Here is a 24,278-nt window from a genome sequence, read left to right as displayed (position 1 = left end):
CACCGCGTAGTTGAATTTTGCACTCCCGACATCGGCCGGACCCAACGTGTCCAGCCATTACGGTTCGACTTGACGCTCGGACGCTGGCACTATTAGAACACGTTCTAGTGGTTGGTGGGGGCGTTCGTGACCCGCCTCTCTCAAGCCCATCTCGATCCGGAGGAGCCCAGCGTGTCAGTGACTACCACGGAGACCAGTGCCGCCGAACAGCTCGCCGCTCGCGAGCTGGTCCGCGACTGGGCTGCCGCCGCGGGCACCGCCGAGGCGATTCGTGCTGCGGAATTGGGTGAAACCGATTCCTGGCGTGCTGTTTTCGCGCGGCTGGCCGATTTGGGCCTGTTCGGTGTGGCGGTGCCCGAGGAGTCCGGCGGGGCCGGTGGGCGACTCGAAGACCTGTGCGCGATGGTCGATGAGGCCGCCAAGGCCCTGGTCCCCGGGCCGGTGGCGACCACCGCGCTGGCCACCCTGGTGGTCACCGATCCCGCCCTGGCCGAAGCTCTAGCGGCCGGCGAGCGGGTTGCCGGCGTGGTCACCGACCCGTCGGCGGCGTCGGTGAGCTTCGACGCCGCAGCCGGGCAGGCTTCCGGCACCGCTGAGCGGGTGCTCGGCGCCACCGCCGACGGGCTGCTGCTGTTGCCGGCCGGACCGGACTGGATCCTGGTGGCCGCCGGCGCGGACGGGGTGAACGTCGAGCCCCTCGCCGCCACCGACTTCTCCCGACCGCTGGCCAAGGTGACGTTGACCGCAGCGCCGGCCGTGGTCTTGGAGGCCGGCAACCGGGTGGAGAACCTGGTGGTCACGGTGCTGGCCGCCGAGGCTGCCGGGGTCGCCCGCTGGGCGTTGGACACCGCGGTCGAATACGCCAAGGTGCGTGAACAGTTCGGCAAGCCGATCGGCAGCTTCCAGGCCGTCAAGCACCTGTGCGCGGAGATGCTGTGCCGGGCCGATCAGGCCGCGGTGGCGGCCAGCGATGTGGCGCGCGCCGCCGCCGACCCCGATGACCAGCAGTTCGCGATCGCGGCCGCGGTTGCCGCCGCGATCTGCATCGACGCCGCCAAGGCCAACGCCAAGGACTGCATCCAGGTGCTCGGCGGGATCGGCATCACCTGGGAGCACGACGCGCACCTGTACCTGCGTCGGGCCTACGGCATCGGTCAGGCGCTGGGCGGGTCCGAGCGGTGGCTGCGCCGCACCGCCGCACTGACCCGCGACGGCCTGCGCCGCCGGTTGGAGGTCGACCTCGGTGAGGCCACCGACGTCCGGCCCGAGATCGCCGCCGAGGTGGCGCGCATCGCGGCGCTGCCGGCCGACCAGCACCAAGTGGCGCTGGCCGAATCGGGTCTGCTGGCGCCGCACTGGCCGGCTCCCTACGGACGCGCCGCCGGCCCCGCCGAGCAGCTGGTGATCGATCAGGAACTGGCCGCGGCCGGCGTCGGGCGTCCCGACCTGGTGGTCGGCTGGTGGGCAGCCCCGACGATTCTCGAGCACGGCACGCCCGAGCAGATCGAGCGCTTCATCCCGGCCACCCTGACCGGCGAGGTGTTCTGGTGCCAGCTGTTCTCCGAGCCCGGCGCCGGGTCGGACCTGGCGGCGCTGCGCACCAAGGCGGTGAAGGTCGACGGCGGCTGGCGGCTGACCGGTCAGAAGGTGTGGACGTCGCGAGCCCATGACTCGCAGTGGGGCGTCTGCCTGGCCAGAACCGATGCCGAAGCTCCGAAGCATAAGGGCATCACCTACTTCCTGGTCGACATGGCCGCCGAGGGCATCGACATTCGGCCGCTGCGGGAGATCACCGGCGAGGCCCTGTTCAACGAGGTCTTTCTCGATGACGTGTTTGTCCCCGACGACCAGGTGGTCGGCGGCGTCAACGACGGCTGGCGGCTGGCCCGCACCACCTTGGCCAACGAGCGCGTCGCGATCGCCGGCGGCACCGCGCTGGGCAACCCGATGGAGGAGCTGCTGAAAACCCTGGCGGATCGGGAACCCGACACCGCCACCGCCGAGCGACTGGCCCGGCTGATCATCGCCGCGCAGGCGGGCTCGCTGCTGGATCAACGCATCGCGCAGCTTGCTGTCGGCGGCCAGGACCCCGGCTCGGAGTCCTCGGTGCGCAAGCTGATCGGGGTGCGCTATCGCCAGGAGCTGGCCGAGTTCCGGATGGATGTGGCCGATGGGGGCGGTGCGGTGGCCGGGCGAGAAGTGCACGACTTCCTCAACACCCGGTGCCTGTCGATCGCCGGGGGAACCGAGCAGATTCTGCTGACGCTGGCCGCCGAGCGGCTGCTGGGGCTGCCGCGCGGCTAGCTCGCCGCTGTCGCGCCGGTCGTCGCCTCGCGTAGCTTTCCGTCGCCGCGGGTACCCACTGTCGGAATCGCTGCCGACGAACGGAGTGCTGGGTGCCGGGCCGAATCGAGGTCGATGGCGTTACGCCGGTTGTGTCCTGCGGCAGGCAACCCGCCAAGGCAGTGGTCGGGGAGACCGTGCCGGTGCGCGCCGAGGTGTGGCGCGACGGACACGAAGTGATCGCGGCGACCTTGGTGGTGTGCTGTCTCGGCAGTGCGGACTCCTGCCGAATAGGGCCGGCGCTGCTTCCGATGCGCGAGGGCGACGAGCCGTACGTCTTTCATGGCCAGTTCGTTCCCGACCGGACCGGAATGTGGGCATTTCGGGTCGACGGCTGGACCGATTCGATCCGCACCTGGCGTGACGCGGTGGTTGCCAAGCTGGACGCCGGCCAGGGCGAGGCCGAGCTGTCCAACGATCTGCTGATCGGCGCCGAGCTGTTGGACCGTGCCGCTGCGGCGATGCCCCGCAGCGAGCGAGAGCCCGTCGTGGCGGCGGCTGCGGCGTTGCGTGATCCGGGCGATCCGATGGTACGCGCGGCGCCGGCATTGTCCGACGAGATCTCCCGGCTGGTCACCTGCTACCCGCTGCGCGACCTGCTCACTCGCGGGCAGCAGTATCGGGTCTGGGTGGATCGGCCACTGGCGCGCTTCAGCTCCTGGTACGAGATGTTTCCGCGCTCCACCGGCGGATGGGACTCGGCGGGCGTTCCGGTGCACGGCACGCTGGGCACCGCGGCGTCGGCGCTACCGCGGATCGCCGAGATGGGATTCGACGTGGTGTATCTGCCGCCGATTCACCCGATCGGGAAGGTGCACCGAAAGGGCCGCAACAATGCCGCGGTGGCCGAGCCCGGCGAAGTCGGGTCGCCATGGGCGATCGGCAGTGACGAGGGCGGCCACGACGCGGTACACCCCGACTTGGGAACACTCGATGACTTCGACCAATTCGTTTCCAGTGCCGGCGAACTCGGCCTGGAGGTCGCGTTGGATCTGGCGTTGCAGTGCGCCCCGGATCACCCGTGGGCACGTCAACACCGTCAGTGGTTCACCGAGTTGCCGGACGGGACGATCGCCTACGCGGAGAATCCGCCGAAGAAATACCAGGATATCTACCCGTTGAATTTCGACAACGATCCCGCCGGGCTGTATGCCGAGGTACATCGGGTGGTGCAGTTCTGGATCTCGCACGGGGTCAAAATATTTCGGGTCGACAACCCCCATACCAAACCGCCCGGGTTCTGGGCATGGTTGATCACGAAGGTGAAGGCCACCGATCCTGATGTGCTGTTCCTGTCGGAGGCCTTCACCCCACCGGCGCGGCAGTACGGCCTGGCCAAGCTCGGCTTCACCCAGTCCTACACCTACTTCACCTGGCGAACGTCCAAGAGTGAACTCACTGAATTCGGCGAAGAGATCGCCGAATTCGCGGATTTTCGCCGCCCCAATCTGTTCGTCAACACGCCGGACATCTTGCACGCCAGTCTGCAGCATCACGGCCCCGGCATGTTTGCCATCCGGGCGGTGCTGGCCGCGACGATGGGCCCCTCCTGGGGGGTGTACTCCGGCTACGAATTGTTCGAACACGAGGCGCTGCACGAGGGAAGCGAAGAATACCTGAACTCGGAGAAATACGAACTGCGACCACGCGATTACGCCGCCGCGCGCCGTGAGGGCCGATCGCTGGAACCGTTTATCGGGCAGCTCAACGCCATTCGCCGGCGGCACCCTGCCCTGCAGCAACTGCGCACTTTGCATTTCCATCACGTCGACAACGACGCGCTGTTGGCCTACAGCAAATTCGACCCAGCAAGCGGCGACACCGTGCTGGTAGTGGTGACGCTGAACGCGTTCGCCGCCGAGGAAGCGACGTTGTCGCTGGACATGACGGCGCTGGGTATGGCGCCCTACGAGCGGTTCTGGGTGCGTGACGAGATCAGCGGGGAGGAATACCAATGGGGGCAGGACAATTACGTGCGACTCGACCCGGGCCGAGCGGTCGCCCACATCATCAACATGCCGGAGATGAGTACACCCGCGCGAACCGAGCTGCTGTATCGGAGGTGAAGTCCCGATGACCCGAATCAAACACCCGCCCAGCGGGCTTCAGGTGCGCCCCGAGGACCTCGATCGGTTGATGTCCGGTGTGCACTACGACCCGCATGCGATCCTCGGCGCCCATGACAACGGTGAACGCACCGTGATCCGAGCCCTGCGCCCCGGCGCGAGTGCCATGGCGGTTCTGGTGGGCGGTGACCGGATCCCGATGCAACACCTGGGCGACGGGTTGTTTGCCGCGACACTGCCCTTCGCGGGCCTGATCGACTATCGGTTGCAGATCGACTATCCGGGCGCCGCGGAACCGCACGTGGTGGCCGACGGGTATCGCTTTCTGCCGACGCTGGGCGAGATCGACCTGCACCTGTTCGGCGAGGGGCGCCACGAACGGCTGTGGGAGGTCCTCGGTGCTCATCCGCGCACGTTCACCACTCCAGACGGGACGGTGACCGGGGTGTCGTTCGCGGTGTGGGCGCCCAATGCCAAGGGAATCGGGTTGATCAGTGACGTCACCGGCTGGGATGGTATCGGAGCGCCCATGCGGGCACTCGGCTCTTCCGGTGTGTGGGAACTGTTCTGGCCGGGGTTTCCGACCGATGGCCTGTACAAGTTCCGGGTTCACGGCGCAGACGATCTGGTCACCGAGAGGGCTGACCCGATGGCGTTTGCGGCCGAAACCCCGCCGCACACCGCTTCACGCGTCACTACCAGTCGCTACACCTGGAGCGACAGTGACTGGATGAATCGGCGGGCCACCGCGAATCCGGCGTTCGAAGCGATGAGCATCTACGAAGTGCACCTTGGGTCCTGGCGACCTGGGCTGAGCTACCGGCAGCTTGCCACTGAACTGACGGACTACGTTGTGGAGCAAGGGTTCACCCACATCGAGCTGCTACCGGTTGCCGAGCACCCGTTCGGCGGATCGTGGGGCTACCAGGTCACCTCGTACTATGCGCCGACCGCGCGTTTCGGCACACCCGACGATTTCCGTTACTTGGTCGACGCGCTGCACCGCGCCGGCATCGGCGTCATTGTGGACTGGGTGCCGGCGCATTTTCCGAAAGATGCCTGGGCGTTGGGCCGGTTCGACGGCACCCCGTTGTACGAGCACGCTGATCCGCGACGCGGCGAGCAACTCGACTGGGGAACATACGTGTTCGACTTCGGCCGACCCGAGGTGCGCAACTTTCTGGTGGCCAATGCGCTGTACTGGCTGCTGGAATACCACATCGATGGGCTACGAGTGGACGCCGTCGCATCGATGCTCTACCTGGACTACTCGCGACCCCAGGGCGGGTGGACGCCCAACGTCTACGGCGGTCGCGAGAACCTGGAGGCGGTGCAGTTCCTGCAGGAGATGAACGCCACCGCACATAAATCGGCGCTCGGTATCGTGACCATCGCCGAGGAATCGACGTCGTGGCCCGGTGTGTCCAGGCCGACCAGCCTTGGCGGGCTGGGTTTTTCGATGAAGTGGAACATGGGCTGGATGCACGACACCCTCGCCTATCTCGGCCACGATCCGGTGCACCGCTCCTATCATCACCACGAGATGACCTTCTCGATGCTCTACGCCTACAGCGAGAACTTCGTACTGCCGATCAGCCATGACGAAGTGGTGCACGGCAAGGGCACGTTGTGGAGCCGCATGCCCGGCGACGACCATGTCAAGGCGGCCGGGGTGCGCAGTCTGTTGGCCTATCAGTGGGCGCATCCCGGAAAGCAGCTGCTGTTCATGGGCCAGGAGTTCGGCCAGCGTGCCGAATGGTCCGAGGAACGCGGGTTGGACTGGTTCCAGCTCGACTCGCCGGGGTTCTCTGCGGGAATTCAGTGCCTGGCACGCGATCTCAATTCCGTCTACCGCAGCCGTCCCGCGCTGTGGAGCGAAGACTTCAACCCGGCCGGCTATTCCTGGATCGACGCCAACGACTCCGCCAATAATGTGCTGAGTTTCCTGCGTTACGCCTCGGACGGGTCAGTTCTCGCGGCGGTGTTCAACTTCTCCGGTGTGGCCCATACCGACTACCACCTCGGCCTGCCGTTCGCGGGCCGGTGGCGCGAGATACTCAATACCGATGCCGTCGATTACAACGGTGGCGGCGTAGGCAATTTCGGTGGTGTGGACGCCGTCGACGAGCCACGTCACGGGCGCCCGGCCTCCGCGGTGCTGGTGCTGCCGCCACTGTCGGCGTTGTGGCTGGAACCCGCTAGCTGAGTCGACTCAGCGCCCGCAGCGGTATCGGTAGCCAGGCGGGCCGGTGCCGGGACTCGTAGCCGGCCTCGTAGACCGCCTTGTCCAACTCGTAGGCGGCCAGCAGCGCTGCGCTATCACGCGGGTCGGTACCGGATTCCGCCCCGTAGCCCTCACAGAAGGCGCTGCGACAGCGGTCCAGCCACTCGCGGGCGCGGGTGGCCAGTTGCCGGTCTTGGCCGTCGCGCGACAGATCCGCCAGTTTCCCGTACGCGGCGTACTCGTAGGACCGCAGTACGCCGGCGACGTCGCGCAGCGGCGAGTCGGGCTTGCGACGTTCCGACAACGGTGCGCCGGGTTCGCCTTCGAAGTCGATCAGCAGCCAACCGCTCGGGGTGCGCAGCACCTGGCCCAGATGCAGGTCGCCGTGGACTCGTTGCACCGTGATGGTCTCGCCGGCGAGCGCGGCGAATCGCTCTTCGATAGCGGACAGATGGGGGCGTACTTCGGGCACGGTGTCTGCGGTCGCCGTCAACCGCGACAACAGCGCTTCAGCGGGGAAGACCGTCTGCGAAGTCCCCAAGCTGTCGGCAAGTGACCGGTGCACCGATGCGACAGCCTCGCCGAGTCGGTACGACTCACCGGCGAAGTCGCCGCCCACTTCGTAGGCGTACAGATCGGCTTCGGCGAACAGGTCGCGCACGCTCGCGGTGGCCATCGCCCAGCCTTCGGCGGAGTTCATCGCGTATTCGCTGACCATGCCCAGCGCGTAGGGCAGCACGCCAGAGTTGCCCGGCAACTCAATCTGGTAGGAGCCGAACAGTCGCGGCACGTGGGGGTTCGCGGCCCGGCCCAGCACTGCGTTGAGTTCGATGTCGGGGTTGATCCCATCTCTGATTCGCCGGAACACCTTGAGGACCACTTTTTCCTCGACGATGACGCTGGTGTTGCTCTGCTCGGCTTCCGATACGCGCGACTCGGCGCGGACCGGCAGCGTCACCCCCGGCTCCGGCGTGAAGGTGACGTCGCCCCGCTGGGCTGACGAATCGATCAGTGACAACAACACTCGGGTTGCCGCAGCGTCATAGAGTGCGTCGGAGGCGGTATGCCCCCCGTGGGTTCCGATCGTCGCGATCTGGGCGTACTCCGGTGCCAGGTCCACGTCCCAGCTGACTATCACCTGGTACCGATCGCCGGTGCCGTCGGTGTAGCCGACGTCGATCAGTACCAGCTGCAGTCCGCCCCCCAACTCCACTACGAGGAAGGGAGCTGCCTGCGCCAGTTGCCTATTCCGGCCCGCGTACCAGCGTCGGGTCGGCAGCCATTCCGCCCACGGCAAGCCCGCTGGTTCACCGATGCCACCAGTCATGACATGTCCTCCCTCGGCTCGCGTGGCTCGCAGAGCTGAAACCAGTAGAAGCCGTGCCCGGGCAGCGTGAGTAGGTAGGGCAGTTTTCCGATTCGCGGAAACTCCACCGAACCGGTGAGTTCCACCGGTATGTGGCCGTCCCAGTGCTGCAGGTTCAATTCGATCGGTTGGGGGAACCGGGACAGGTTGTTGACGCATAAGACGGTGTCGCTCTGGACGCTCCCGTCGCCGCCGGAGGTCTCTCGCACCATCTCCCGTACGTAGGCCAGCACCGACGGATTGGACCCGCCCAGTTCGCGGAACCCGCCGAGGGCGAAGGCTTCATACCGGCGTCGAATGGCGAGCATGGTGCGGGTCCAGTTGAGCAACGATGTGGAGGTGTCGCGTTGCGATTCGACGTTGACGGACTGATGGCCGTAGACCGCGTCTTGAATGGGCGGCAGGTACAGGCGGCCGGGGTTGGCGGTGGAGAAGCCCGCGTTGCGGTCGGGCGTCCACTGCATCGGGGTGCGCACCGCGTCGCGGTCGCCCAGCCAGATGATGTCGCCCATCCCAATCTCGTCACCGTAGTAGAGGATCGGGGATCCGGGTAGCGACAGCAATAGGGCGGTGAACAGTTCGATCTGGTTGCGGTCCTTGTCCAGCAGTGGGGCCAGCCGGCGCCGGATTCCCACATTCGCCTTCATCCGCGGGTCTTTCGCGTATTCGGCGTACATGTAGTCGCGCTCGTCGTCGGTGACCATCTCCAGGGTCAGTTCGTCGTGGTTACGCAGGAAGATTCCCCATTGCGCCAGGTGGGGTATCGGTGGCGTCTGCGCCATGATCTCCGAGATCGGGAAGCGTGACTCGCGCCGCACCGCCATGAAAATGCGTGGCATCAGCGGGAAGTGGAATGCCATGTGGCATTCATCGCCGCCGGTGTCGGGGTTGCCGAAATATTCGACCACATCTGTGGGCCATTGATTGGCTTCGGCCAGCAGAACCCTGCCGGGGAACTCGTCGTCGACGACCTTGCGGCAGCGTTTCAGGAAATCGTGTGTCTCGGGCAGGTTTTCGCAGTTGGTGCCCTCTCTTTCGAACAGGTATGGCACCGCGTCCAAACGAAACCCGTCGATGCCGAGGTTCAGCCAGAACCGCAGCACGTCGATCATGGCCTCTTGCACCGCCGGGTTGTCATAGTTCAGGTCGGGCTGGTGGGAGAAGAACCGGTGCCAATAGAACTGCTTGCGTACCGCGTCGAACGTCCAGTTGGACTCCTCGGTGTCGACGAAGATGATTCGGGCATCGGCGTACCGTTCGCTGGTGTCACTCCACACGTAGTAGTCGCCGTGGGGGCCGTCCGGGTCTTGCCGCGACTGTTGAAACCAGGGGTGGCTGTCGGAGGTGTGGTTCATCACCAGGTCCGTGATGACCCGGATGCCGCGCCGGTGCGCCGCGTCGAGCAGTTCGACGAAGTCATCGACCGTGCCGAACTCCGGCAGCACCTTGTAGAAATCCCGGATGTCATAGCCGCCGTCGCGCAGCGGCGAGTCGTAGAACGGCGGCAGCCACAGACAGTCGACGCCGAGCCACTGCAGATAGTCCAGCTGCTCGGTCAGGCCCCGCAGGTCGCCGATGCCGTCCCCGTTGGAGTCGTAGAACGCCCGGACCAGCACCTCGTAGAACACCGCCCGCTTGAACCAGACGGGATCCGCGGGCAGGGCCGCGGCGTCGCCGAAGTCGTCGGCGCTCGGGTGCTCGACGATGCCGTCCTCGACATGGCTGCCCGCCCCGGGGTCGAGGTCCTGACCAGATTCGTCGTCAGCGTCGATGGCCATATCTCGACATGTACCCCATTCCGGACGTGATTACCTGGCAGACGATTGGTGACCTCGATCGTGCGAGAAGATCGCCGCGGTGCGGGCGATCCTCGGATCGGTCTGCACCTGCTCAAGGGACTCCGGCAGGGGCAGACGCCAGTTCGGATACTGATCGACGGTGCCGGGCAGGTTGGGCTGACAAGGTTCGGCCAGCACGTCGTAGGGCGAGACGAGTTTCAGCCGGCTCGGGGTGGCCGCCAGGAAGCGGTGCATGGCATCGATGATCTGCGGCTCTTCCGGGGTCATGCCGTCTTGTTCGAGGAAACCTTCCGAGCGCAGCAGGGCGAGCCATTCGGCTCGCTGCTGCTCGGCGGCGACTTGGGCGGCCGCCACGTCGTCGAGCAGACCCAGCTCGGCGCGTGCCCGTACGTGCTCGCCGCGGAAGAATCCAGCTGCGGTGGGCAGATCATGGGTGGAGATGCTGGCAGCCACTCGCGACGGCCACGTCGACGGCGGGAGCAGGGGCGGGCCGGGTTTCGATTCGTCACGGGTGAACCAGGAGACCGCGCACCCCAGCATTCCGTTGTCGGCCAGTGCACGGGTGACTTCCGGTTCGACGGTGCCCAGGTCCTCGCCGATGACCACGGCGTTGGCGCGATGTGCCTCCAGTGCCAGCACCGCCAGCATGACGTCGGCGTCGTAGTGGACGTAGGTGCCCCGATCGGGGCTCTCGCCAGGCGGGATCCACCACAGCCGCCACAGGCCGGCGACGTGATCGATGCGCACACCGTCGGCGTGGGCCAGGACGGCTCGCAGCATGTCGCGCACCGCCTGGTAGCCGGTGTCCGCCAAGCGGTCCGGCCGCCAAGGCGGTAGAGACCAATCCTGCCCACGAGGGCTGAACGTATCCGGGGGCGCGCCGACACTGGCCTCAACGGCCAGGACGTCGGCCAGGGCCCACGCATCGGCGCCGTCGCCGTCGACGCCGACTGCCAGGTCGTGCAGCACGCCCAGCGCCATGCCCGAGTCTTTGGCGGCGCGCTGTACCGCAAGCAGCTGCTCCACACAGCGCTGCTGCACCCAGGCATGAAACGCCACCCGCGGCGCGAGCTCGAGCCGTGCGGCTGCCACCGCGACGCCGGTTGCGTCGTGCAGCGGCGCGGGCCAACTCGACCATCGACCGCCATGGCGTTCGGCCAGCGCGCAGTAAGTAGCCCAGTCGCGCAACGCCCGGGATCGCGACGACTCGTCGAGGGGGCAGGGGCGCCCTTCGGCACGCCAGAGCAACTCCAGGGCCGCGCGTTTGGCCGCCCAGACCAGGTCGTAGTCGATCTGCATGGTGTCCGCGGCAACTCGCAGCGCGTCGACTTCCGAACGGGTGTCCGGGTCGCACCGGCGGTAGGCGTCGAGGTCTTCGATGCGCAGTGCCAGCGGGTTGGCGAACCGACGGCTGGACGGCGTATACGGTGACGGCTGCACCGGATGCGTCGGCCCCGGTGCGTGCAGCGGATTGAGCAGCACCGCCCCGGCGCCGTGCTCGGCGGCTGTCCAGGCCACCCAATCCCGCAGGTCTGACAGGTCGCCGATGCCCCAGGATCGGGCGGACCGCAACGCGTAGAGCTGCAGCATCCATCCCCAGGTTGCCGGGGCCTGCGGGACCCGGGCGGGCGCCGCCACCAGCGTGACTTCCTGGCCACCACGCAGCTGAAGTTGATACCAGCCCGGCGACAGATCGGCGGGCAGCTCCTCACTCACCACGGTGCGCTCGCCGTCTTCGCTCACCAGAGTGGCGGCCCCGGAGAACGGTAGGGGACTCCCGGTCAGCCGCACGGCGAGCGTCGGAGCCGAAACCTCCGCACGCTCGCGTTCGTCCAGCCTGACCAACTCGCGACGACGATCGGCGTCGCTGCCTGCTTCGACTTCGAGCAGCCGCAGGATCTGGATCACGACGTCGGCATCCACCTGCACCAACTCGCGCCGTTCGTTGCGATAGGCGGTGGCTACGCCGTGCGCCGCTGCCAGCCGGCGTAGGTCATCGGGCGCCACGACAACGCCTATACCCGCCTGGGGCGCATTTCAACTCCCCTTGCGAACCGAACCGTAGTGTCGTAGCCGGCGATAGTTTGACCGCCCGGCAGGCGGGTAGCCACCCTCGGCGAAGGCACGTGGAATCGGATGTCGTGACGAGATTGGGCGAGTATGGGCACTACCCGAAATCCGGCGAGGGTGGTCACGGCGGCGGCCAGGGATTCAGCGGAGCCCCCGCCTGTGTCGCACACCGTCTGGCCGGGCAACAGCGCCCCGCTCGGGGCCAGCTACGACGGTGGGGGAACCAACTTCGCCCTTTTCTCGGAGATCGCCGAGCGGGTCGATCTGTGCCTGATCGACGAGGACGGTGACCAGACCTGCGTACCGCTCGACGAGGTGGACGGCTACGTCTGGCACGCCTACCTGCCGACGGTGTCGCCGGGACAGAACTACGGCTTTCGGGTGCACGGGCCGTTCGACCCGCCGGCCGGACATCGCTGTGATTCCAGCAAACTGTTGCTGGACCCCTACGGCAGGGCGTTCACCGGTGATTTCGACTTCGACCAGGCGCTGTTCTCCTACGACATGGCGGCCGGAGGCGATCCGCCGCGGGACGAGACGCTGCCGAGGGTCGACTCGCTCGGGCACACCATGACCAGCGTGGTGATCAACCCGTACTTCGACTGGGCAACCGATCGGCCGCCGAAGACTCCCTACAACGAGACGATCATCTACGAGACCCACGTCAAGGGTATGACGCAGACGCATCCGGACATCCCCGAGGAAATGCGGGGCACCTACGCTGGTCTGGCTCACCCGGTGGTCATCGACCACCTGCGGGCGCTCAATGTCACTGCTGTCGAGCTGATGCCGGTACACCAGTTCATGCACGACGACCGCTTGCTTCGGATGGGCCTGCGGAACTATTGGGGCTACAACACTTTCGGGTTCTTCGCCCCGCACAGCCAGTACGCGGCAAACCGGCAGCCGGGGGCGGCGGTCGCGGAATTCAAGGCCATGGTGCGCACCTTCCACGAAGCCGGGATCGAGGTGATCCTGGATGTGGTTTACAACCACACCGCCGAAGGCAACCACCTGGGCCCGACCATCAACTTCCGGGGCATCGACAACGCCGCCTACTACCGGCTCGTCGACGATGACCGAAGCATGTATATGGACTACACCGGAACGGGCAACAGCCTCAATGCGCGCAATCCGCACGCACTGCAGCTGATCATGGACTCACTGCGGTACTGGGTGACCGAGATGCACGTCGACGGGTTCCGCTTCGATCTGGCGTCGACCTTGGCCCGCGAATTCTATGATGTGGACCGCCTTTCGGCGTTCTTCGACCTGATCCAGCAGGACCCGGTGGTCAGCCAGGTCAAACTGATCGCCGAGCCGTGGGACGTCGGCGAGGGCGGTTATCAGGTCGGCAATTTTCCGGGCCTGTGGACCGAATGGAACGGAAAATACCGGGACACCGTGCGCGATTATTGGCGCGGCGAACCGGAGACGTTGGGGGAGTTCGCCTCACGGCTCACCGGCTCGTCGGACCTCTACGAGGCCACCGGGCGCCGGCCGGGTGCCAGCATCAACTTCGTCGTGGCCCACGATGGATTCACGCTGCGCGACCTGGTCTCCTACAACGAGAAGCACAACGAGGCTAACGGCGACGACAACTCCGACGGTGAGAGTCACAACCGGTCGTGGAACTGCGGCGTGGAAGGCCCCACCGACGATCCGGAAGTGCAGGAACTGCGGGCCCGGCAGATGCGCAATATCCTGGCCACCCTGCTGCTGTCCCAAGGCACGCCGATGATCGCGCACGGTGATGAGCTGGGACGTACTCAGCAGGGCAACAACAACACCTACTGTCAGGACTCCGATCTCGCCTGGATGGATTGGTCGCTGGCCGACACCAATGCCGATCTGCTGGCCTTCGCCCGGCACGTGACGCAGCTTCGCAAGGAGCATCCGGTGTTTCGCCGTCGCCGATTCTTCGAGGGCCGCCCGGTACGCCACGAAGACGAGATCGGCGACATCGCGTGGTTCACCCCCGCCGGTCAGGAGATGAGCCAAGACGATTGGGACAACGGCTTCGACAAGTGCATCATGGTCTTCCTCAACGGCGAGGCGATCCGCGAACCTGACATGCGCGGCCAGCGGGTGGTGGATGACTCGTTCCTGCTGTGTTTCAATGCGCACGAGGAGACGGTCGAGTTCGCCGTTCCTGGCAAGGATTACGCCGAAGAATGGACGAAAGAATTGGACACCGCGGAGCCGACGTCCCGGGCTGAGCAGGGTGCGCAGGCCGGGGGTGTGCTGCCTGTTCCCGGGCGTTCGCTGCTCGTCCTGCGGAAAGTGCGCTAACGCATGGCCCGCCCGGTGCTGTCCACATACCGGTTACAGCTGCGGGGCGCAGACAGCGGTTTCGCATTCACCTTCGCCGACGCCGAGAAACTACTCGACTATTTCGATGCCCTTGGCATTTCGCACCTTTACCTCTCGCCGATCATGACCGCGGTGCACGGATCGACGCACGGTTATGACGTCGTCGATCCGACTACGGTCTCTGCCGAACTGGGCGGAGCGCCGGGTTTGGCGCGGCTGTCGGCGGCGGCACGTGCCCGCGGGATCGGTCTGATCGTCGACATCGTGCCCAATCATGTCGGGGTGCAAAGGCCGGAGCAGAACCCGTGGTGGTGGGATGTGTTGGAGCACGGCCGTTCCTCGCGGTACGCCGCATTCTTCGACATCGATTGGAACCTCGGTGACGGCCGAATCATTCTGCCGGTACTGGGATCTGATGACGATGTCGCCGACCTGGCCGTCGACGGCGAGTCACTGCGTCTGGGGGATCTGGTGTTTCCGATCGCACCCGGAACCGGCGCCGGCAGCGGCGCCCAAGTCCACGATCGCCAGCACTATCGTCTGGTCGGCTGGCGTAACGGCAGCTGCGGATACCGCCGCTTCTTTTCGATCACGTCGCTGGCCGGCTTGCGTCAAGAGGATCGGGAGGTCTTCGATGCCTGGCATGTCGAGCTGGCGCGCTGGTTCGACGCTGGAATTATCGATGGCGTGCGGGTCGATCACCCGGACGGACTGTCGGATCCGCAGGGGTATTTGAACCGGCTGCGTGCGCTGGTCGGACCTGACGCGTGGATCGTCGTCGAAAAGATTCTGGCCGTGGACGAGTCGCTTGATCCAAGCCTGCCGGTGGCCGGCTCCACCGGGTACGACGCCCTGCGGGAGATCGGCGGGCTGTTCATCGACCCGAACGGTGAGCCCGCGCTGACCGAGTTGTGCGAGACCGCCGGGGTCGACTATCGCGCGATGCCGGCCCTGCTGGCCGAGCAGAAGGAGATCGCGGCTGCTGAGACGCTGGGCAGCGAGCTGGCACGGTTGTGCCGGTGCGTGGTCAGCGCTACCGGGGCCGATCACCCACTGTTGCCCGACGCCATAGCGGCCTTGCTCGGGCACATCGGTGTCTATCGCAGCGACTATCGCGGGTTGGCGGCGTTATTGCCCGTGGCGCTGGCACGCACGCATGCGCAGCGGCCGGAACTCGACGAACCGCTTGCACTGCTCGCCGCAGCGATCGCCGACGGTGGCGAAACCGCCGCACGCCTGCAGCAGCTGTGCGGAGCGGTGACCGCCAAGGCAACCGAAGACTGCGTGTTCTACCGGGACGCCAGACTGGTGTCGCTCAACGAGGTCGGCGGCAATCCACAGTATTTCGGTGTGGGTTCGGCCGAGTTTCATCACCGGGCCGCCACCCGGTCGCAACGCTGGCCGCACACAATGATCACGCTGTCCACCCACGACACCAAACGCGGCGAGGACGTGCGGGCGCGCATCGGCGTGTTGTCGCAGGTGCCGTCGCTGTGGGCGGAGTTCGTGGCCCGTTGGGAATCCACGGCGCCCTCACGCGATCTGGCAACCGGACTTTTCCTGTGGCAGAACATCTTCGGTGTGTGGCCACTCGATGGTCAGGTGACCGCCGCGCTGCGCGAGCGACTGCACGCCTATGCCGAAAAGGCGGCTCGCGAGGCGGAGCGGCGCACATCGTGGCACGATCCCGACGCAGAGTTCGAGGGAGCGCTGCACCGGTGGCTCGACGACATACTGGATGGCCCTATCGCTCAGGAACTGACCGAGTTCGCCGCCGAACTCGCTCCGCATGTCGAAAGTGACATCGTGGGCCAGAAACTGCTGTCCTTGACCGTCCCCGGCGTCCCGGACGTCTATCAGGGCACCGAGCTCTGCGATGACAGTTTGGTCGACCCGGACAATCGGCGGCCGGTCGACTACGACGTGCGCCGGGCGGCGCTGGAGTCCTTGCATCACCCGAAAATGCGGGTGGTCGCTGCGGCATTGCAGATGCGGCGAGCCCGTCCCGACACCTTCCTACACGGCGGCCACCACCCGGTGTTGGCGTCAGGACCGGCGTCAGAACATGTCGTGGCCTTCCGTCGGGGCGATGACGTGGTGGTGGCGGTCAGCCGGTGGACGGTGCGCCTGCAGGGCACCGGATGGGGCGATACGGTTGTCGCGCTGCCTCCCGGTACCTGGTCCGACGCCCTTTCCGGCGCCCGGCACAGCGGACCGGCCCGGGCCGTCGAGTTGTTCGCCGAACTACCGGTTGTGCTGCTGGAGCGTGTCGATGACTGACTTTGCCGTCTGGGCACCAAAACCGGCCGTTGTCGGCCTCGATGTCGACGGCGTGGCGCACCCGATGACCCGTTCGGCTGATGGGTGGTGGCGAACGACGCTCGACGTAGCGCCCGATACCCGGTACGGCTATCTGCTCGATGACGACCCGCAGGTTCTCCCGGATCCGCGGTCGGCCCGCCAGCCCGACGGCGTGCACGCCCGGTCGGCGGTGTGGGACGAGGCCAGCCTGACCTGGACCGACGACGACTGGGTGGGCAGGTCAGTCGAAGGTGCGGTGATCTATGAACTGCACGTCGGCACATTCACGGCCGCGGGCACCTTCGATTCCGCCATCGACAAGCTGGATCACCTGGTCGATCTGGGCGTCGATTTCGTAGAACTGATGCCGGTCAACGCCTTTTCCGGCGTGCACGGCTGGGGATACGACGGTGTGCTGTGGTACGCCGTGCATGAGCCCTACGGTGGCCCGAATGGGTTGGCGCGCTTTGTCGATGCCTGCCACGCCCGGGGCCTGGGGGTACTGATCGATGCCGTGTTCAACCACCTTGGGCCGTCCGGGAATTACCTTCCCCGCTTCGGCCCGTACCTGTCGGACGCGCGTAACCCGTGGGGCAACGCCATCAACATCGATGGCCCGGACTCCGACGAAGTGCGCCGCTACATCATCGACTGTGCTCTGCGCTGGATGCGGGTCTTCCACGTCGATGGCCTGCGGCTGGATGCCGTGCACGCGCTGGTGGACACCACAGCGATCAATATTCTCGAAGAGCTGTCGGCCGAAACCGACGCGCTTGCCGCGGAGTTGGGTCGTCCGCTGGCGCTCGTCGCGGAAAGCGACCGTAATGATCCCCGCACCATCACCCGTCGCGAAGACGGTGGTTACGGGATCACCGCGCAATGGGATGACGACATCCACCACGCCATCCACACCGCGGTATCGGGTGAGCGGCAGGGTTATTACGCCGACTTCGGCAGCATGGCCACCTTGGCCACCACCTTGCGTCACGGTTTTTTTCATGCGGCCACGTACTCCTCGTTTCGCCGCCGGCGTCACGGTCGGCCGTTGCCGCTCTCGCAGATTCCGGCTACCCGCCTGCTGGCCTACACGTGCACCCACGATCAGGTCGGCAACCGAGCGCTCGGTGACCGCCCATCGCAGTACCTGACGGCCGGGCAACTCGCGATTAAGGCTGCACTGGTACTGCTGTCGCCTTACACCGCCATGCTTTTCATGGGGGAGGAGTGGGGCGCGCTCACGCCTTTCCAATTCTTCACGTCACACGAGGACCCGCAGGTGGCGCGCGCCACCGCCGAAGGCCGCAAGGCCGAGTTCGCCGAGCACGGCTGGAATGCCGACGAGATCCCCGACCCGCAGGATCTGCAAACCTTCCAGCGGTCCAAGCTGGCCTGGCGTGAGCTCGAGGAGCAACACCACCTGCAGCTGCTGCGCCTCTACAAGGCACTGATCGGGCTACGCACTGAAATTGATCCGGCCGGCCCCTGGTTGAGCCAGCTCGTGATCGACTACGACGAGGACCGGCGATGGATCGCCATGTACCGCGGCCCGCTGCTGGTCGTCTGCAATCTCAGCGAGGACACGGTGAGTGTGCCGGTCTACGGCGAGCTGGTACTGGCTTGGGGATCACCGCGGATTGAGAGCGAAGCCACACTGTTGCCGGGGCATTCGGTCGCGGTTCTGCGTCCGGCCCGCAAGCCCTTGGCCGGGAAGTGATTCAGGCAACAGTTTCTCGCGGTTGGCGGCGGCATCACGCGCGGTCGGCGCCCTGCTGGAATATCGCAACGCGTGGTAATGGTCCCGAAATGATCTTGAAACCTGCGCGCGGCAGGGTGGCGGCAAGGCCCGCAACCGCAGGAGGTGACCTTCCATGCCGGCGCAAGACGACTCCCAGCGTCCAGTGGCCGTCTCCACCCTCTGTGCCTACTGCGGGGTCGGATGCGGCATGGTGCTGCAGGTCGAAACCGATGCGGCCACCGGGCGCCGCCGGGTAGCCAAATCCATCGGTGACCAGTCTCATCCGACCAACTTCGGGCGGGTGTGCACCAAGGGCGCCACCACCGCGGATCTGCTTGCCGCGCCCGGCCGAATGGAGTCGGCATTCATGCGGCCCGGCCGCGACGAGCCCGTCGAACCGACCGACATCGATACCGCCATCACCCACTGCGCCAGCCGGCTGCGGGCGATCATCGACGAGCACGGGCCCGACGCCGTGGCGCTCTACGTCTCCGGGCAGATGTCCACCGAGGCGCAGTACCTGGCGAACAAGCTCGCTAAGGGCTTTATCGGCACCAACCAGATCGAGTCCAACTCGCGGCTGTGTATGGCCAGCGCGGGCAGCGGCTACAAACAGTCACTCGGCGCCGACGGGCCGCCCGGCTCCTATCAGGACTTCGATCACGCCGACGTGTTCTTCGTGATCGGCGCGAATATGGCCGACTGCCACCCGATTCTGTTCCTGCGGATGATGGACCGCGTCAAGGCCGGCGCCAAGCTGATCGTCGTCGATCCCCGCCGCAGTGCTACCGCCGAGAAGGCCGACCTGTTCTTGCAGATCGCGCCCGGAACAGATCTGGCGCTGCTCAACGGTCTGCTGCATCTGATCGTCGCGAATGGCCACACCGACGACGAGTTCATCGCCGAATACACGCAGGGCTGGGAGCTCATGCCCAGCTTCCTTGAGCAATTCACGCCGGCGGCGGTGGCTGAGCTCACCGGAATCCCCGAAGCCGACATTCGCACTGCCGCAGCATGGATCGGCGAGGCGGGCAACTGGATGAGCTGCTGGACAATGGGGCTCAACCAAAGCACCCACGGAACCTGGAACACCAACGCCATCTGCAACCTGCACCTGGCCACCGGGGCCATCTGCAAGACCGGCAGTGGACCGTTCTCCCTGACCGGCCAACCCAATGCGATGGGTGGCCGGGAAATGGGCTATATGGGTCCGGGCCTGCCTGGCCAGCGCAGCGTCGTCTGCGCCGAGGACCGCGAATTCGTCGAGGACATCTGGGGTATCCCGCGCGGCTCGCTGCGCACCGAGGTGGGCGCCGGCACCATCGACATGTTCTCTCGGATGGCAGCTGGCCAGATCAAGGCGTGCTGGATCATCTGCACCAACCCGGTTGCGACAGTGGCGAATCGGAAAACCGTGCTGGAAGGGCTGGAACGGACCGAGCTGGTGATCGCTCAGGATGCGTTCGCCGAGACCGAGACCAGCGCCTACGCCGACGTGCTGCTGCCGGCGGCGCTGTGGAGCGAGTGCGACGGAGTGATGGTCAACTCCGAGCGCAATCTCACGCTCTTTCAACAGGCGCTCGACCCGGTAGGCCAATCGCTGCCGGACTGGCAGATCATCGCCCGAGTCGCGGCAGAAATGGGATACGCCAAGGCGTTCGACTACTCGAGCGCCGAAGACGTGTTCGAAGAGATCAAAAGATTCGCTAATCCCAAGACCGGCTACGACCTACGCGGCATCACCTACGAGCGATTGCGTCAGACACCGATCCAGTGGCCGTGCCCGCCGGAGAACTCGCAGAACCGCCACCCCATCCGCTACCTCAACGACGGGGCCAGTCAGACGCAGCTGGTCCGCGAGGACGGCAGCGTGCCGCGGTTGGCGTTCGCGACCGAGTCCGGCCGAGCGGTCTTCTTCGCCCGCCCGCACCTGCTGCCCGACGAGATGCCCGATGACGACTATCCGTTCCTGCTCAACACCGGGCGGCTACCGCATCAGTGGCACACCATGACCAAGACCGGAAAGGTCGCCAAGCTCAACAAGCTCAACCCGGGTCCGTTCGTGGAGATCCACCCCGACGACGCGGCCCGGCTGGGCATCGTCGACGACGACCCGGTGGAGATCGCCTCGCGCCGGGGCCGGGCCGTGCTGCCGGCGGTGGTCACCGACCGGGTGCGTCCGGGAAACTGCTTCGCACCGTTCCACTGGAATGACGCGTTCGGTGAGTACCTGTCGATCAACGCCGTCACCAATGACGCCGTCGACCCGACATCGCAACAACCGGAGTACAAGGCGTGCGCGGTGACCTTGGCCAAGGTGGTTGTCGAATCGCCGCTCGAACTGGAAGCGCCCGGTATGCCGCTGTCCGGGGCGACCGGCCTGGACCGGGTCGACACCCTTATCGAATTATTCGGGCTCAGTGGGGAATCCGTGACCACCGTGCCCTCATTCGCTCCCATGGAGCGCATCTATCTGAGTGGATTGCTGACCGCACTTCGCACCGAGGCGGGGCGCAGCGCAACCGGTGTGCCGACGGTGCCGGCCAATGCCCCGCTGGCACCGGCCACCCGAATATGGGTCGATGGCCTGCTGGCCGGGCTGTACTCCCGGCACCCCACGCCGGCGAGCCGGCCTCAGGCCGACGGGGCGCGGCATGAGTCAATCGTGGTGTTGTGGGCCTCGCAGACCGGCAATGCCGAGGAGGTGGCGGCCCGCTGCGCGGCCCACCTCGGCGAGGCCGGCCTGCCGGTTGCGTTGCACACGATGAACGACTTCCCGGTGACTTGCCTGTCGGAAACCCGGCAGCTGATCGTGGTCTCCAGCACCACCGGTGACGGTGACCCGCCCGACAATGGGGCCGTTCTATGGGAGGAGTTGTCCGCCGACGGGACACCCCAACTGACCGATACCCGCTATGCCGTGTTGGCGCTGGGCGACTCCAACTACGACGACTTCTGTGGTTACGGGCGCAAACTCGACACCCGGCTGGCCGAACTCGGCGCTACCCGAATCCTGGACCGTGTCGACTGCGAGCCCGATTACGACGACGCCGTCGACGAATGGTTCGCAACGCTGCGCGGGGCCCTGAGCGCCGTGCCGACTCCGGCTGTGGCAGAGGTTGCGGCCCCCGTAGCGGCCCGCTCGTCGATCCAACCGGGCCGCTACAGCAGGAAGAACCCGCTGCGCACCAGGCTGGTGCGTAACACCGTGCTCAGCGGCCCGGGTTCGACGAAGGAGGTGCGGCAGTTGGTGTTCGCACTTCCCGAAGCGACGCTGAGCTATCAGGCCGGTGATGCACTCGGGGTGTGGCCACGCAACAGCGCTGCGCTGGTGGACGAGTGGCTGACGGTGACCGGCCTCGACGGCATGCACGAGCTTGCCGAGCACGGTTCGATGCCGTTGCGGCAGGCGCTAATCGAGCGATTCGAAATCGCCCGTATCACCGGTGATTTGCTGCGGTTTGTGGCGCAGCGCAGCCAAGATCACGAGCTCGTCGACCTGTTGCGGCCGGAGAACAAGGCTGCGCTGTCGGATTGGATGTGGGGCCGTCAGTCGGTGGATGTGCTGGCCGCAATCCCGATCCGGGCCACCGTCGACGACTGGCTGGGTGTGCTCAAACCGTTGACACCGCGGATGTACTCGATTTCGTCGGCATGCGTCGACAACCCCGGAGAGGTGCACGTAACGGTAGGCGCGGTGCGCTACGAGTGTCGGGGAGCGCCGCGCGGCGGGGTGTGCTCGACATATCTGGCGGATCGAAGCGACGACGCCGAGATCGATATATTCGTGCAGTCCACCAACCATTTCCGGCCGCCGGCAGACCCCAACGCACCAATGATCATGATCGGGCCGGGTACCGGCGTCGCACCCTTCCGCAGCTTCCTGCAGCAGCGCCGCGCGCTCGGGCACCGTGGGCGGAACTGGTTGTTCTTCGGCGAACGCAATGCCGCCACCGATTTCTACTACCGCGACGAGCTCAGGGACATGCACGCCAGCGGTTTTCTGACCGAACTCGATCTGGCGTTCTCCCGCGATCAGCCCGAGAAGGTCTACGTACAAGACCTGCTTCGCGCGCGCGGCGCCGAAGTGTGGGAGTGGTTGCAGGACGGCGCACACCTGTACGTGTGCGGCGATGCCAGCCAGATGGCCAAGGAAGTCGACCGCGCGATCTGCGATATCGCCGCGCGACATGGGCTGCTCGCGCGCGACGCCGCGAAAGCCCATGTGCGGGCGTTGTCGTCCGCCGGTCGCTATCAGCGCGACGTGTACTGAGTGCCTGTGCCTGGGGGGGTCAGAACACGGTCTGGGCGCAGGTGGACGGCGTGGTCAGGTTGACCCCGGCGTAGACCACTTGCACGTGGGTGCAGACGATCACGTTGGCGTCGGTCTTGGGACGGCCGGTGGAGTATTCCAGGACGTCGATGCTGCCGTTGGTCTGGTATTTCTCCGGCGGGCCCTCGCCGTAGTACATCGACTGGATCACCGCGCCGGTGCCGTCCTTGAACACCTTGGTACCAGGGCCGCCGCGGTCCTTGAACCAACCCTCACCGCCGTCGGTGTGCACATCCAGATAGGCGGTGCGCTTCGACGAGCGGATTTCGGTGCTCTGGCGGGCCCACAGATCGGGCGGGAACCCGGCCATTCCGTCCGGAGTCTGCCGTTGTACCCCGACGGTGAAACGGCACAGCGGCGGAGCGCTGCAGTCGACAAAGCTGTGGGTCTGCAGCTGGTCGAATTCGTTCACCGGGAACAACGAGGTCTTGGTGTCACTGGCCGCCGACGCGGTCGCGGCCGGGATCAGCGCCGCCAACAACGTCAAGGCTGCCGGGATCATCAGCAACCGCTTCATGTCGCACCAACTTAGACCGGACATCACTCGTCGTAGGTCACTTCCACCGAATCGGTCTCGGGATGTGCTTGGCACGCCAGGATCAGCCCTTCGGCCAGGTCCTGGGGCTCCAGCACATCGTTGATCTCCATGGAGACCTTGCCCTTCTTGAGCTCGCAGGCGCAGGCGCCACAGTGCCCCTCCCGGCAGGAGAACGGGGCGTCGAGGCCCTTGTCGAGCAGCAGGTCGAGCAGCTTGACGTGCCGCGGCCACTCCAGCTCATGCTTCTCGCCGTCCAGCTCGACGACGACGGTGGCCGGCGCGGCGGCCTGCTCGCCTTCGGGTGCGTCGGCGATCTTGACCGCGGCGAACGGGTCGCTGTCCAGTGACTTGAACACCTCGAGGTGGACCTGCTCGGCCGGCACCTTGCAGACATCCAGTGCTTCGCGGGCGGCCTGCATGAACGGTCCGGGCCCGCAGATGAAGACCTGACGGTCGGTGTAGGGGGCGGCCAGCTGGGCCAACGCGGCGCGGCTGGGCAGGCCCTGCACCGTTTCCAGCCAGTGCACGACCGTCAGCCGGTCGGGGTACTTCTCGACCAGCTCGCGCAGCGCGGCGCCGAAGATCACCGACCGCTCATCGCGGTTGGCGTAGACCAAGACCACCTTGCCGCTGCCCTGCGACAGCGCCGATTTGCAGATCGCCATCATCGGGGTGATCCCGCTGCCGGCGGCCAGCAGCAGAAAGTCGGTGTCCAGGGACTTCGGCACAAAGGTGCCTGAGGGCGCCAGCACGTGGATGCGCATGCCGGGGTGGGCGTTGTCGCACAGCCAGTTCGATGCGTAGCCGTCGGCGGTCCGCTTGACGGTGACCGCCAGCGAGTTGTCGGTGAACGGCGAACTGCACAGCGAGTAGCAGCGGGCCACCGAGCCGGTCTGGTCGCTGGGGATTCGCAGCGTCAGGAACTGGCCCGGCGAGTACTTCAACCGTTGCTCGGGGATCTCCGGGTCGTCCGGCCCGTCTGGCACGCCGAACACGAGCGAGCGTGCGTCGTCGGTCTCGGTGACGACTTCGGTGATCTGCAGTTCCAGCACGTGACTGCCGAGTGGTTCGTCCGGAATGGTCTCCGTCACGGGCCGCCCTTCATCTTCGGTCATAACTAGAACAGGTTACAGAAAAGTGGTCTGGTATTGCTACCAACTGCAGGAACACCCCGCTCGACACAAAACGGA

The 24,278-nt window shown here is 66.1% G+C and carries 12 protein-coding genes; 7 read left to right on the top strand and 5 right to left on the bottom strand.

What is annotated here, in order from left to right; genetic code table 11:
* Window positions 1-177 precede the first annotated feature (177 nt).
* The 3 genes from ACKY0X_RS20230 to glgB all read left to right on the top strand — a co-directional run bounded on the left by ACKY0X_RS20230 (window position 178) and on the right by glgB (window position 6,615).
* Entirely contained in the window at window positions 178-2,304 is a 2,127-nt protein-coding gene (locus tag ACKY0X_RS20230) for an acyl-CoA dehydrogenase family protein (RefSeq protein WP_409429714.1), read from the top strand.
* A gap of 92 nt (window positions 2,305-2,396) precedes the next feature.
* Window positions 2,397-4,409 (top strand): alpha-1,4-glucan--maltose-1-phosphate maltosyltransferase, encoded by a 2,013-nt coding sequence (locus ACKY0X_RS20225; protein ID WP_409427451.1) that lies wholly within the window; start codon window positions 2,397-2,399, stop codon window positions 4,407-4,409.
* A gap of 7 nt (window positions 4,410-4,416) precedes the next feature.
* Window positions 4,417-6,615 carry a 1,4-alpha-glucan branching protein GlgB gene (gene glgB, locus ACKY0X_RS20220; RefSeq protein WP_409427450.1) on the top strand — a complete coding sequence of 733 codons (2,199 nt, stop codon included), beginning with the start codon at window positions 4,417-4,419 and terminating at the stop codon, window positions 6,613-6,615.
* Here glgB and ACKY0X_RS20215 read toward each other — a convergent pair.
* From ACKY0X_RS20215 to malQ, 3 genes are read right to left on the bottom strand one after another with little or no spacing between them, the layout of a single operon-like run.
* The gene (locus tag ACKY0X_RS20215) at window positions 6,608-7,960 is read right to left on the bottom strand and encodes a maltokinase N-terminal cap-like domain-containing protein (RefSeq protein WP_409427449.1); all 1,353 of its coding nucleotides are present in this window, start codon (window positions 7,958-7,960) and stop codon (window positions 6,608-6,610) included. The two genes, glgB and ACKY0X_RS20215, sit on opposite strands and share 8 nt — an antisense overlap.
* Window positions 7,957-9,777 (bottom strand): maltose alpha-D-glucosyltransferase, encoded by a 1,821-nt coding sequence (gene treS, locus ACKY0X_RS20210; RefSeq protein ID WP_409427448.1) that lies wholly within the window; start codon window positions 9,775-9,777, stop codon window positions 7,957-7,959. Before treS ends, ACKY0X_RS20215 begins: the two co-directional genes overlap by 4 nt.
* A gap of 30 nt (window positions 9,778-9,807) precedes the next feature.
* The gene (malQ, locus tag ACKY0X_RS20205) at window positions 9,808-11,805 is read right to left on the bottom strand and encodes a 4-alpha-glucanotransferase (RefSeq protein WP_409427447.1); all 1,998 of its coding nucleotides are present in this window, start codon (window positions 11,803-11,805) and stop codon (window positions 9,808-9,810) included.
* Between the two features lie 153 nt (window positions 11,806-11,958).
* On the opposite strand from malQ, the gene glgX reads away from it, so the two are divergent.
* The 4 genes from glgX to ACKY0X_RS20185 all read left to right on the top strand — a co-directional run bounded on the left by glgX (window position 11,959) and on the right by ACKY0X_RS20185 (window position 22,490).
* A complete protein-coding gene (glgX, locus tag ACKY0X_RS20200; RefSeq protein ID WP_409427446.1) occupies window positions 11,959-14,160 on the top strand; it encodes a glycogen debranching protein GlgX in 2,202 nt (733 codons plus the stop codon).
* Between the two features lie 3 nt (window positions 14,161-14,163).
* Window positions 14,164-16,461: a malto-oligosyltrehalose synthase gene (treY, locus tag ACKY0X_RS20195; RefSeq protein WP_409427445.1), complete on the top strand. Its 2,298-nt coding sequence runs from the start codon at window positions 14,164-14,166 to the stop codon at window positions 16,459-16,461.
* Window positions 16,454-18,196: a malto-oligosyltrehalose trehalohydrolase gene (gene treZ, locus ACKY0X_RS20190; protein WP_409427444.1), complete on the top strand. Its 1,743-nt coding sequence runs from the start codon at window positions 16,454-16,456 to the stop codon at window positions 18,194-18,196. Before treY ends, treZ begins: the two co-directional genes overlap by 8 nt.
* Before the next feature lie 154 nt (window positions 18,197-18,350).
* Window positions 18,351-22,490, top strand: coding sequence for a molybdopterin-dependent oxidoreductase (locus ACKY0X_RS20185; RefSeq protein ID WP_409427443.1), 4,140 nt, complete (start codon window positions 18,351-18,353; stop codon window positions 22,488-22,490).
* A 19-nt stretch (window positions 22,491-22,509) separates the two neighbouring features.
* On the opposite strand, the gene ACKY0X_RS20180 is transcribed toward ACKY0X_RS20185, so the two are convergent.
* Both ACKY0X_RS20180 and ACKY0X_RS20175 read right to left on the bottom strand, forming a co-directional pair.
* On the bottom strand, window positions 22,510-23,067 hold the full coding sequence (locus ACKY0X_RS20180; protein ID WP_409427442.1) for a hypothetical protein: 558 nt from the start codon (window positions 23,065-23,067) through the stop codon (window positions 22,510-22,512).
* A 23-nt stretch (window positions 23,068-23,090) separates the two neighbouring features.
* Window positions 23,091-24,179, bottom strand: a complete 1,089-nt coding sequence (locus tag ACKY0X_RS20175) for a 2Fe-2S iron-sulfur cluster-binding protein (RefSeq protein WP_409429713.1) — start codon at window positions 24,177-24,179, stop codon at window positions 23,091-23,093.
* Between the last annotated feature and the right edge of the window lie 99 nt (window positions 24,180-24,278).

Origin of the sequence: Mycobacterium sp. SMC-11 (assembly GCF_046250095.1) — a bacterium.
Classification (GTDB): Bacteria; Actinomycetota; Actinomycetes; order Mycobacteriales; family Mycobacteriaceae; genus Mycobacterium; species Mycobacterium heraklionense_A.
This window is presented reverse-complemented; position numbering and strand designations above follow the sequence as displayed.